This is a genomic window from Pseudomonas protegens CHA0, assembly GCF_000397205.1.
In the GTDB taxonomy this organism is placed as follows: Bacteria; Pseudomonadota; Gammaproteobacteria; order Pseudomonadales; family Pseudomonadaceae; genus Aquipseudomonas; species Aquipseudomonas protegens.
Map to the genome: position 1 here is coordinate 6,312,512 of NC_021237.1, position 11,529 is coordinate 6,324,040.

The 11,529-nt window shown below is 64.0% G+C and carries 11 protein-coding genes; 1 reads left to right on the forward strand and 10 read right to left on the reverse strand.

Translation table 11 applies throughout. The annotated features are described in order from the left end of the window. Positions 1-6 precede the first annotated feature (6 nt). Both PFLCHA0_RS28290 and PFLCHA0_RS28295 read right to left on the reverse strand, forming a co-directional pair. Entirely contained in the window at positions 7-327 is a 321-nt protein-coding gene (locus PFLCHA0_RS28290) for a type II toxin-antitoxin system YafQ family toxin (RefSeq protein ID WP_306766516.1), read from the reverse strand. Then, positions 287-577, reverse strand: coding sequence for a type II toxin-antitoxin system RelB/DinJ family antitoxin (locus PFLCHA0_RS28295; protein WP_015637294.1), 291 nt, complete (start codon positions 575-577; stop codon positions 287-289). The genes PFLCHA0_RS28290 and PFLCHA0_RS28295 overlap by 41 nt, the downstream gene beginning before the upstream one ends. Before the next feature lie 452 nt (positions 578-1,029). Here PFLCHA0_RS28295 and PFLCHA0_RS28300 point away from each other — a divergent pair, with 452 nt between their 5' ends. Continuing rightward, positions 1,030-1,302, forward strand: a complete 273-nt coding sequence (locus tag PFLCHA0_RS28300; RefSeq protein ID WP_015637295.1) for a hypothetical protein — start codon at positions 1,030-1,032, stop codon at positions 1,300-1,302. 100 nt (positions 1,303-1,402) lie between these two features. On the opposite strand, the gene fdhA is transcribed toward PFLCHA0_RS28300, so the two are convergent. From fdhA to PFLCHA0_RS28340, 8 genes are all read right to left on the reverse strand, one after another. Continuing rightward, on the reverse strand, positions 1,403-2,602 hold the full coding sequence (fdhA, locus tag PFLCHA0_RS28305; RefSeq protein WP_015637296.1) for a formaldehyde dehydrogenase, glutathione-independent: 1,200 nt from the start codon (positions 2,600-2,602) through the stop codon (positions 1,403-1,405). Between the two features lie 170 nt (positions 2,603-2,772). Beyond that, the gene (purU, locus tag PFLCHA0_RS28310) at positions 2,773-3,630 is read right to left on the reverse strand and encodes a formyltetrahydrofolate deformylase (protein ID WP_041752650.1); all 858 of its coding nucleotides are present in this window, start codon (positions 3,628-3,630) and stop codon (positions 2,773-2,775) included. A gap of 148 nt (positions 3,631-3,778) precedes the next feature. Then, positions 3,779-4,411, reverse strand: a complete 633-nt coding sequence (locus PFLCHA0_RS28315; protein ID WP_015637298.1) for a sarcosine oxidase subunit gamma — start codon at positions 4,409-4,411, stop codon at positions 3,779-3,781. Between the two features lie 133 nt (positions 4,412-4,544). Further along, on the reverse strand, positions 4,545-7,562 hold the full coding sequence (locus PFLCHA0_RS28320) for a sarcosine oxidase subunit alpha (protein WP_015637299.1): 3,018 nt from the start codon (positions 7,560-7,562) through the stop codon (positions 4,545-4,547). Further along, on the reverse strand, positions 7,559-7,861 hold the full coding sequence (locus PFLCHA0_RS28325) for a sarcosine oxidase subunit delta (protein WP_011063902.1): 303 nt from the start codon (positions 7,859-7,861) through the stop codon (positions 7,559-7,561). The genes PFLCHA0_RS28320 and PFLCHA0_RS28325 overlap by 4 nt, the downstream gene beginning before the upstream one ends. 14 nt (positions 7,862-7,875) lie before the next feature. Beyond that, positions 7,876-9,126, reverse strand: coding sequence for a sarcosine oxidase subunit beta family protein (locus PFLCHA0_RS28330; protein WP_011063903.1), 1,251 nt, complete (start codon positions 9,124-9,126; stop codon positions 7,876-7,878). Between the two features lie 23 nt (positions 9,127-9,149). After that, positions 9,150-10,403 (reverse strand): serine hydroxymethyltransferase, encoded by a 1,254-nt coding sequence (locus PFLCHA0_RS28335; RefSeq protein WP_015637300.1) that lies wholly within the window; start codon positions 10,401-10,403, stop codon positions 9,150-9,152. A 312-nt stretch (positions 10,404-10,715) separates the two neighbouring features. After that, entirely contained in the window at positions 10,716-11,456 is a 741-nt protein-coding gene (locus PFLCHA0_RS28340) for a TraX family protein (RefSeq protein WP_041120160.1), read from the reverse strand. Between the last annotated feature and the right edge of the window lie 73 nt (positions 11,457-11,529).

Below are 11,529 nucleotides of genomic sequence, written 5' to 3' on the forward strand. Positions count from 1 at the left end.
ATTAGGCTATCTGAACAATTCGGCATGGCTGCCAAGGTCGACAAAGGTCACAAGACCGGCTCGGGCCACGTCATAAATCAGCAGAAAATCGCCACCGATATGACACTCCCTGAAACCGTCCCACTCCCCCTTCAGCGCATGATCGAGATACTGCGCCGGTAGCGGCTCCCCCAGGAACAGCAGCACCATGACCTTGCGCACTTCGTGCATGTCACGACGCCCTGCACGCCGATAGCGCTCCCAGGACTTTTTAAACTCCGGCGTTTGTGCGCATTGCCTGGGCAGGTCAGCGCGCTTTGGGTTCCTCTCCGGCTTCGCCATCAGCATCCCTCAACATGTCGTCAATCGAGTCGTACTGACGACGAATCTCACGCGCCTGCGCCATGGCTCGAGCGGTTTTCTCCGATGGGACACGCACTTCGAAAGGCAGCCCCTGCACGGCCACAACCTGACGCAGGAAAAGACGCATGGCCTCGCTCAGGCTCAGCCCACAGGCATTGAGCACAGCGGTGGCACTGACCTTCAAATCCTCGTCTATGCGGCAACGCACGTCAGTGGTTTTCAGTAATGCAGCCAAGGTATCACCTCTATTCGTTATTTGTAGCTACATTGTGGCTACGTTTTTCCATTCTGCGAGGTCGACTCTTTGCGGTCAACCGATTTCAGTGGACCGGACTCGTAAACAGGACCTCATGCACGTTCAGCGACGCCACAGCGGACGAAACCTTCTGCAAGACATCAACCACCCGACGCCTTGCCGCCCCTGCGCCGGCGGCTTATAGTCCGCCGGTCGCCCAGATGGCGACCGGGTTTGGCGACCCGTTAGATACAAGGCGTACACGGTTTCCGCACACAGTGGAAAACGTGAGCGCATGCGCATCCGTTGCTTCATGGCAGCTGTGCGCGGGAGACCTTAGGGTCTGCCGGGTTCTTGTGTCTCCGGTTCGCCAACCTGCGTACAGCTGCCACCCAATGCTTGGCGACAAATGAGTGGCGGCATTCAGGAAGACGACACAGGAGTGTTATCGAATGAACCGTTACATGCCGATCACCGGCCACGACTGCAACATTCCCTCTCTACTGATCGATACCCAGGCGCCGCTGGACGTGCTCCATGAAGCCGCCGCCTTCCGTATCCGCGCCGTGACCCAGGTGCTGGAGCAACTGGCCTTGAGCGATGCCCTGGGCAAGGACCCGGTACTGGCCCAGGAGTTGGCCCAGCTCTGCGCCATTCCCTTGCGCGATGGCTGCGACCTGATGGATGTGCTGGGACGGCGCTTGTGCGCCACACTGATCGCCTGATTGAAAGTGCCTCCCCCCAGAAGAAAAAACGCCGCGTTCTCGGCAAGAGAAGGCGGCGTTTTAAGTGACTGACAGGCTTCAACCCAAAGGCTGACTGTCCTCAGGCAGCGCTGAACAGCTTGTGCGGGTCGATGACGAATTTCTTCGGCACGCCGGCGTCGAACTCGCCATAGCCGCGCGGGGCGTCGTCGAGGCTGATGACTTCAACCCCCACCACGTCGGCGATGTTGATGCGGTCCCACATGATGGCCTGCATCAGTTGGCGGTTGTATTTCATCACCGGGGTCTGGCCGGTGTGGAAGCTGTGGGACTTGGCCCAGCCCAGGCCGAAGCGGATGCTCAGGCTGCCCATCTTCGCCGCGGCGTCCACCGCGCCCGGGTCTTCGGTGACGTACAGGCCGGGAATGCCGATCTTGCCCGCCACCCGCACCACGCCCATCAGCGAGTTGAGCACGGTGGCCGGGGCTTCGTGCTGAGCACCGGCATGGCCGTGGCCACGGGCTTCGAAGCCCACGGCGTCCACTGCGCAGTCGACTTCCGGCTCACCAAGCAAATCGGCGATCTGTTCGTGCAGCGGGGTGTCCTTGGACAGGTCGGCAATTTCAAAACCCTGGGCCTTGGCGTGGGCCAGGCGCACCGGGTTGACGTCGCCGACAATCACCACCGCCGCCCCCAGCAAGCGCGCAGAAGCGGCGGCCGCCAGACCGACCGGACCGGCACCGGCCACATAAACGGTGCTGCCCGGGCCAACGCCAGCAGTGACGGCGCCGTGATAACCAGTGGGTAGGATGTCGGAGAGGCAAGTCAAGTCGCGGATCTTCTCCATGGCCTTGTCGCGATTCGGCAGTTTCAGCAAGTTGAAGTCGGCGTAAGGCACCAGCACGTACTCGGCCTGGCCACCGGTCCAGTCGCCCATGTCGACGTAGCCGTAGGCACCACCGGCGCGAGCCGGGTTGACGGTCAGGCAGACCCCGGTGTGCTGTTCCTTGCAGGAGCGGCAGCGCCCGCACGCGACGTTGAACGGCACCGACACCAGGTCACCGATCTTCAGGTTCTCGACGTCGCTGCCCTTCTCGATGACTTCGCCGGTGATTTCGTGGCCCAGGACCAGGCCGACCTGGGCGGTGGTACGGCCACGGACCATGTGTTGGTCCGAACCGCAGATGTTGGTGGAGACCACGCGCAGGATGACGCCGTGCTCAATCTTCCTGCCACGCGGGTCCTGCATTTTTGGATAGTCGATTTTCCGTACTTCGACCTTGCCGCTGCCGAGATACACGACACCACGATTACCAGACATGCTTTCACCTCGCTGTTGTTGTTATGGAACCGCGTAACCCAAAGGGGAAACACGTGGATTGCTCGGGTACAGATGCTGTTTCGTTTTCAAAATCGCTTTCGCGCGAACAGGCGCAACGCCTGTAGGAGCGAGCTTGCTCGCGAAGGGCTGCGCAGCAGCCCCGGGAATCATCAGAGCACCACCGTGCGGTTGCCGTTCAGGAACACCCGCCGTTCGATGTGATAACCCACCGCCCGGGCCAGGGTCAGGCCCTCGATATCCCGGCCCTTGGCGATCAGGTCCTCGGGGTAATAGCTGTGGTCCACCACCTCCACGCCCTGGGCGATGATCGGGCCTTCGTCCAGGTCGTTGTTGATGTAGTGCGCCGTGGCCCCCACCAGTTTCACCCCCTTGTTGTAGGCCTGGTGATAAGGCTTGGCGCCCTTGAACCCCGGCAGCAGCGAGTGGTGGATGTTGATGGCCTTGCCATCGAGCTTGCGGCACAGCTCCGGCGACAGCACTTGCATGTAGCGGGCAAGGATCACCAGTTCGGCGCCGGAATCCTCGATCACCTGCCACACCTGACGCTCCTGGGACGGCTTGTCGTTGGGGTCTAGGGGGAAGTGGTGGTAGGGAATCTGGTGCCAGTCGGCCAGGGGCTTGAGGTCCGGGTGGTTGGACACCACCGCCACCACGTCCATGGGCAACTGGCCGATGCGCTGGCGGTAGAGCAGGTCGTTGAGGCAGTGGTCGGCCTTGGAGACCATGATCACCACCTTCGGCCGGTAGTGCGGCGCGGTCAGTTCGAAGTTCATCTCGAAGGCCTTGGCCCGCTGCGCCAGACCATCGCGAAAGCCCTGTTCGTCGAGGCCGTCGGGCTGGCGAAACTCCACGCGAATGAAGAAGCGGCCCGAGAGCCGGTCATCGAAGGAGTGGTGCTCGGTGACGTAGCAGCCCTGCTCGAACAGAAAGCGGGTCACCGCGTCCACCGTGCCGAGCACGCTGGGGCAGTCGGCGGTGAGAATCCATGTATCGGGGGCGCGGCTCATGCGGGATAACTCCTGTTCGTTGGGGCAACCGCAGCGCGGTCGATTCTCTGTAGGAGCGAGCTTGCTCGCGAAAAATCCAAGGGCGCTGTGGTCTTCCGGAAAATCCATCCTTCGCGAGCCAGCTCGCTCCTACCAAGCCAAGCTGGGTTCAGGCCTGGACACTCAGGCCATATTCGGCCGCGGCATCCTGCAGCCACATCCACCAGTAATCGGAGAAGCTACGGCGCACCAGCAACTCCCAGGTGTCTTCGCCGGTACGGCGGATCACCAGTTGCGACTTGGCGAACACCGTGCCCACGGCCTTGCCCACCGGGAAGTTGTTGGGGTGCACGTCGTAGCTGGTGGACTTCATCAGCACCTGACGCACGTTGGGGCCGGACAGTTCGAGGATCTGCTGGCCGCCGCTGACGTTGACGATCTGGATATGCAGGTCGCCCAGGGCGGCGCGCAGGTTCTGCTCGGCGGCGAACTCTTCGCCGCTGGGCACAATCAGCAGCCACTCATCCGGACCCAGCCATTGCAGGCTGGATTCACCCTTGACCACCACGCTCAGGGCACCCGGCAACTCGATGCCCAGGGCCTTGTGCACGCCGGCGGCGAAGGCCGGATCGTGGCCGTCGCCACGGATCGTCAGGTGGCCGAGGAGTTTTTTCTCGCGCAGGGTCACCCCGGCGTTCTTGCGGCCCTTGCCCACCAGGCTCGGCAGGTCGGCGTGGTGCAACGACGACTCGGCCTTGGCCCCGGTGGTCGGGCGCTGTTGGTAAACGTTGACTGCGGTCATAGAGCACCTGTCCTGAATTCTGTTGATAACACCCTGTAGGAGCCGGCTTGCCGGCGAAGAGGCCCTTGGGCCTTGTGGCAGCCTTGAGGCCGCCTTCGCTGGCAAGCCAGCTCCTACATGAGCGTGTTGTGCCTTAGATGTTCTGGCGGTCGCCTTTGGGGTCGAAGAACACCGAGGAAACGATTTCCGCCTCGATCACCCGGCCATCGGCCAGCGGTGCGAAGACCCGCTCGCCCAGGCGCTTGAGCCCCCCCTTGACCACACCCAGGGCGAAGGAATAACCCAGGGAGTTGTGGGCATAGCTGGAGGTCACGTGGCCCACCATGCTCATCGGGATCGCCTGCTTGGGGTTGAACACCAGTTGCGCACCTTCCGGCAGCCACTGGGTCGGGTCGATCGGCTTGAGGCCCACCAGTTGCTTGCGCTGCTCGCGCACGCAGTCTTCACGGTTCATGCCGCGCCAGCCGATCCAGGAGAAGGGCTTGGTCCGGCCCACGCACCAGCCCATGTTCAGGTCGTCCGGGGTCATGGAACCGTCGGTGTCCTGGCCGACGATGATGAAGCCCTTCTCGGCCCGCAGCACGTGCATGGTCTCGGTGCCATAGGGGGTCAGGTTGTACTTCTTGCCGGCCTCGACGATCTGCTCCAGCACGCCCATGGCGTAGTCGGCCTGGACGTTGACCTCGTAGGACAGCTCGCCGGTGAACGAGATACGGAACACCCGCGCCGGTACGCCACCCACCAGGCCTTCCTTCCAGGTCATGAACGGGAAGCCGTCCTTGTCCAGGTCGATGTCGGTGACTTCGCTCAGCAGCTTGCGGCTGTTGGGCCCGGACAGGGTCATGGTGGCCCAGTGGTCGGTGACCGAGGTGAAGTACACCTTGAGGTCCGGCCATTCGGTCTGCTGGTAGATCTCCAGCCACTGCAGCACGCGAGCCGCGCCGCCGGTGGTGGTGGTCATCAGGAAGTGGTTGTCGGCCAGACAGGCGGTGACGCCGTCGTCGAAGACCATGCCGTCTTCCTTGCACATCAGGCCGTAGCGGGCCTTGCCCACGTCGAGCTTGGTCCAGGCGTTGGTGTAGATGCGGTTGAGAAACTCCCGGGCGTCCGGGCCCTGGATGTCGATCTTGCCCAGGGTCGAGGCGTCCAGCAGGCCGACGCTGTCGCGCACGGCCTGGCATTCGCGCTTGACCGCGGCATGCAGGTCTTCGCCGTTTTTCGGGAAGTACCAGGGGCGTTTCCACTGGCCGACGTCTTCGAACTCGGCGCCATTCTTCACATGCCAGGCATGCAGCGCGGTGAAGCGCACCGGCTCGAAGATGTGCCCGCAGTGCCGGCCAGCCACGGCGCCGAAGGTGATCGGCGTGTAGTTCGGACGGAACATGGTGGTGCCCATCTGCGGAATGCTGACGTTCAGCGAGCGAGCTGCAATGGCCAGGCCGTTGACGTTGCCCAGCTTGCCCTGGTCGGTGCCGAAGCCCAGGGCGGTGTAGCGCTTGACGTGTTCCACCGACTCGAAGCCCTCGCGGGTCGCCAGTTCGATGGCGGCGGCGGTGACGTCGTTCTGCAGGTCGACGAATTGCTTCGGCGCACGCGCCGTGCCTTTTTCGTGGGGCACCTGGAACAGCGCCAGGGTCGGTTCCTCAAGACGGGCCAGGGCCTTGGGCAGAACGCCCTCCACGGCCTGGAAACCGGCTTCGCTGGCGGCGCGCACACCGCCTTCGAAACCGTCGGCCAGGGTATCGCCGAGGCTGTAGACGCCGTTGATGCCACCGACGCACACACGTTTCTGCGGCGCTTCACCGGGCACGAAACCGAGGATGTCTTCGCGCCACACCGGCTTGCCGCCCAGGTGCGAGGCCAGGTGCACCACCGGGCTGTAGCCGCCGGAGCTGGCGATCAGGTCGCAGTCGAGCCATTCGCCGGGGCTGGTGACCTTGTGTGCCTTGACGTCGATGGCCGCTACACGCGCGCCGGTCACATGCTTGCTGCCACGGGCCTCGATCACCGCGCTGGAGGTGAGGATGCGAATGCCCTTGGCCCGGGCTTCTTCCACCAGGGCGCCGCGCGGGTTGTGCCGCGCATCGGCGATGGCCACCACTTGCAGGCTGGCGTCGAGCCAGTCCAGGGCCACACGGTAGGCGTGGTCGTTATTGGTGGACAGCACCAGTTTCTTGCCCGGGGCCACGCCGTAGCGGCGCACATAGGTGGAGACCGCGCCAGCCAGCATGTTGCCCGGCACGTCGTTGTTGCCGTAGACCAGCGGCCGCTCATGGGCGCCGGTGGCCAGCACCACGCGCTTGGCGCGTACCCGGTGGATGCGCTGGCGTACCTGGCCGATGGGCGCGCGGTCGCCGAGGTGATCGGTGAGGCGCTCGTGAATGGTCAGGAAGTTGTGGTCGTGGTAGCCGTTGACCGTGGCCCGCGGCAGCAGCAACACATCCGGCAGCGACTGGAGTTCGGCAACCACACTGGCCACCCACTCCGCCGCCGGCTTGCCGTCCAGGCTCTCGCGGCTGTCCAGCAGGGTACCGCCGAACTCTTCCTGCTCGTCGGCCAGGATCACCCGGGCGCCACTGCGGGCCGCTGCCAGGGCGGCGGCAAGGCCCGCGGGGCCGGCGCCGACGATCAGCACGTCGCAGTGCTGGTTCATGTTGTCGTAGGTGTCCGGATCGTTCTCGGTGGGCGAACGGCCCAGGCCCGCGGCCTTGCGGATGTACTTCTCGTAGGTCATCCAGAACGATTGCGGGTACATGAAGGTCTTGTAGTAGAAGCCCGGTGGCATCAGCTTGCCGCCGACCTTGCCGAGAATGCCCATCATGTCGTTGTTGACGCTGGGCCAGCCGTTGGTGCTGGTGGCGACCAGGCCCTGGTACAGCGCCTGCTGGGTGGCGCGCACGTTGGGGATCTGGGTGGCTTCGGTGGCGCCGATCTGCAGCACCGCGTTGGGCTCCTCGCAGCCTGCGGCGAAGATGCCCCGGGGCCGGGAGTACTTGAAGCTGCGGCCGATGATGTCCACGCCGTTGGCCAGCAGGGCCGAGGCCAGGGTGTCGCCCTCAAAACCCTTGTAGCTCTGGCCGTTGAAGGTGAAGGTCAGGACCTTGTTGCGGTCGATGCGTCCGCCGTTGGACAGGCGATTGGTCTGGCTCATACCTTCTCTCCAGCAGCCTTGGCGGTGAATTGCGGCTTGGTGCCGATCTTGTAGGTCTCAAGAATTTCGTAGGTGACGGTGTCGCGGGTAGCGTTGAAGTACTGGCGGCAACCGGCGGCGTGGATCCACAACTCGTGGTGCAGGCCGCGAGGGTTGTCGCGGAAGAACATGTAGTCGCCCCACTCCTCGTCGGTGCAGGCGTTGGGGTCCAGGGGCCGTGGAATATGCGCCTGGCCGGACGAATGGAATTCCTCTTCGGAGCGCAGCTCGCCGCAGTGAGGACAGAAGATATGCAACATAGGTAGTTGTCCTTTTAGTGGGCGACCGCAGCAGCGCCGTGTTCGTCGATCAGCGCGCCGTTGTGGAAACGGTCGATGGAGAAAGGGGCGGCCAGAGGATGCATCTCGCCCTTGGCCAGGCTTGCGGCAAACACGTTGCCCGAGCCCGGGGTGGCCTTGAAGCCACCAGTGCCCCACCCGCAGTTGAAGAACATGTTCGGCACCGGGGTCTTGGAAATGATCGGGCAGGCGTCCGGGCTGGTGTCGACGATGCCGCCCCACTGGCGGTTCATGCGCACACGGGAGAGGACCGGGAACATCTCGACGATGGCCTGGATGGTGTGCTCGATCACCGGGTAGGAACCGCGCTGGCCGTAGCCGACCCAGCCGTCGATACCGGCGCCGATCACCAGGTCGCCCTTGTCCGACTGGCTGATGTAGCCGTGCACCGCGTTGGACATGATCACGCTGTCGATGATCGGTTTGATCGGCTCCGACACCAGCGCCTGCAGCGGGTGGGATTCGATCGGCAGGCGGAAGCCCGCGAGCTTGGCCATGTGCCCGGAGTTGCCGGCGGTGACCACCCCGACGCGCTTGGCACCGATAAAGCCCTTGTTGGTCTCGACGCCGATGCACACGCCGTTTTCCTTGCGAAAACCAATGACTTCGGTCTGCTGGATCAGGTCCACGCCCAGGGCGTCGGCGGCCCGGGCAAAGCCCCAGGCCACGGCGTCGTGACGGGCCACACCGCCGCGGCGCTGGACCGTGGCGCCGAGCACCGGGTAGCGAGTGTTCTTCGAGCAGTCCAGGTAGGGGATCTCGTCCGCCACCTGCTGGGTGTTGAGCAGTTCACCGTCGATGCCGTTGAGCCGGTTGGCGCTGACCCGGCGCTCGGAGTCACGGATGTCCTGCAGGGTATGGCACAGGTTGTAGACCCCGCGCTGGGAGAACATCACGTTGTAGTTGAGGTCCTGGGACAGGCCTTCCCACAACTTCATCGCATGCTCGTAGAGCTGCGCCGACTCGTCCCACAGGTAGTTGGAACGCACGATGGTGGTGTTGCGCGCGGTGTTGCCGCCGCCCAGCCAGCCCTTCTCCACCACCGCGACATTGGTGATGCCGTGTTCCTTGGCCAGGTAGTAGGCGGTGGCCAGGCCATGCCCGCCGCCGCCGACTATGACCACGTCATAGACTTTCTTCGGGGTCGGGGTGCGCCACATGCGCTGCCAGTTTTCATGGTGGCTGAGAGAGTGCTTGAAGAGGCCGAAGCCCGAATAGCGTTGCATAGTCATTGCTCCAGTTGCGGCTCTCAGCGGTAAACCGGGAAATCAGCACACAGGGCCGCCACCTGACGGGCGACATTGGCCTCGACGTCGGCATCGCCGAGGTGGTCGAGAATGTCGCAGATCCAGCCCGCCAGTTCGGTGCACTGGGTGACCTTGAAACCGCGGGTGGTGACCGCCGGGGTGCCGATGCGCAGGCCGGACGTGACAAACGGCGACTGCGGGTCATTGGGCACGGCGTTCTTGTTCACGGTGATGTGGGCACGGCCCAGGGCGGCGTCGGCATCCTTGCCGGTCAGGCCCTGGCGAATCAGGCTGACCAGGAACAGATGGTTGTCGGTGCCGCCGGACACTACATCGTAGCCGCGTTTGATAAATACGCCGGCCATGGCCTGGGCGTTGTCGATCACCTGTTGCTGATAGGCCTTGAAGCCGGGCTCAAGCGCTTCCTTGAAGCACACGGCCTTGGCGGCGATCACGTGCATCAACGGGCCGCCCTGGGCGCCGGGGAATACCGCGGCGTTGAGTTTCTTCTCGATCTCTTCGTTGGCCTTGGCCAGGATCAGGCCACCACGGGGACCGCGCAGGGTCTTGTGGGTGGTGGTGGTGACCACGTCGGCATAGGGCAGCGGGTTGGGATACAGACCGGCGGCCACCAAACCGGCCACGTGGGCCATGTCGACGAACAGCAGCGCCCCGACCTTGTCGGCGATCTGCCGGAAGCGCGGGAAATCCAGAGTCTTGGAGTAGGCCGAGAAGCCGGCGACGATCATCTTCGGCTTGTGTTCCACGGCCAGACGCTCGACTTCGTCGTAATCGATCAGCCCGGTGCGGGTATCGATGCCGTACTGCACGGCGTTGTACAGCTTACCCGAGGACGACACTTTGGCGCCGTGAGTCAGGTGACCGCCATGGGCCAGGCTCATGCCGAGGATGGTGTCGCCGGCCTGCAGCAGGGCCAGGTACACCTCGCTGTTGGCCGAAGAACCGGAGTGCGGCTGGACGTTGGCGTAGTCGGCGCCGAACAGCTGCTTGGCGCGCTCGACGGCCAGGGCCTCGACCTTGTCCACATGCTCGCAGCCACCGTAGTAGCGCTTGCCCGGATAGCCTTCGGCGTACTTGTTGGTCAGCCCGCTGCCTTGCGCCTGCATCACCCGCTTGCTGGTGTAGTTCTCCGACGCGATCAGCTCGATGTGATCTTCCTGGCGTTGTTCCTCGGCATTGATCGCCGCCAGCAGTGCATCGTCGTAACCCTGGATCTGGTCTTGCTTGCTGAACATCACGTCTCTCCCAGCGGCGGCGCTGCGCCTTTCGTCTCGGTGAGGCCAGCCTTAAAGCTGCGCCCTTTGGATGCGATGGTATGACCGGGAAGGGGAACTCAAATGCCTATGGACGCCACGCAAAGGTGCATTTACGACATGCCTTGGCGCGCGGAGATAAATGCCTGCCCGCACCACCCGCCAACGGCTCTGGATCGGGCCTGTCCCTCCACCGCAGCGCAACGCCCTCTGCCGTAGGTGCCGGCTTGCCAGCGAAGAGGCCCGCAAGCCGGGCGCAAATCCTCACGGGCGCCTTCGCCGGCAAGCCGGCTCCTACAGGGCTGCGCGCAGGGCCAGCAGCAGGAGAAAGTGCGCCGGGTACAGCAGGTAAGCCCAGCGGCGCATGGCCGGCACCGACCTGCCACGCAGCCCCCGCAGCAGCATCAGCCCCAGCCACGGCGCCAGCAGACAAGCGGCAATACCGCAGGTCGCCACCTGATTGCCCAGGTGCGCCGCCGGGAACAAGGTTTCCCATTGATTGGCCGCCAGGCACAGCGCCCCAGGCAGCAGGCTGAAATACCAGGGCCGGCGCAACACCAGTACCAGGGCCAGCGGCAGCAACACCCCGAAGGCGCCGAACATCAGCCGCTCGCTGAAAACCACCGCCAGCAGCAAGGCCAGCAGGCCAAGCCCCAGGTCCAGGCCTCTGCGCCTCTGCCAGCCGCGAGCCACCAGCAGGCCCAGGGCCAGGGTGGGCAACACATTCAAGGTATCGGGGTCGGGAATGAACAGGCGATAGGGAATCTCGCTCAACAGGCTGAACAGCAGCAACCAGCCCAGGTAGTGCCATGGACCGGGCCGGCGGTCGATTTCATCCCTGGCCCGGGTCAGGTTCACCGCCATGGCCAGGCAGAACCAGGGAAACGCCAGGCGCCCGGGTACGTAAAGCCAGTCCAGGCTCAGGCCCACATAACGCAGGTGATCGAGGACCATGCTCAACAGCGCCAGCCATTTCAGCGCATCCAGCGCCCCGTCGCGCCGGGCAGTGTCGGGTTTCAGCATCGCGTCACGCATAAATCCTTATGGGCCATGCATTATTCCGGCATAAACAGAGCGTGTGCTGGGCCATTATTCTTGGTTAAAGTGC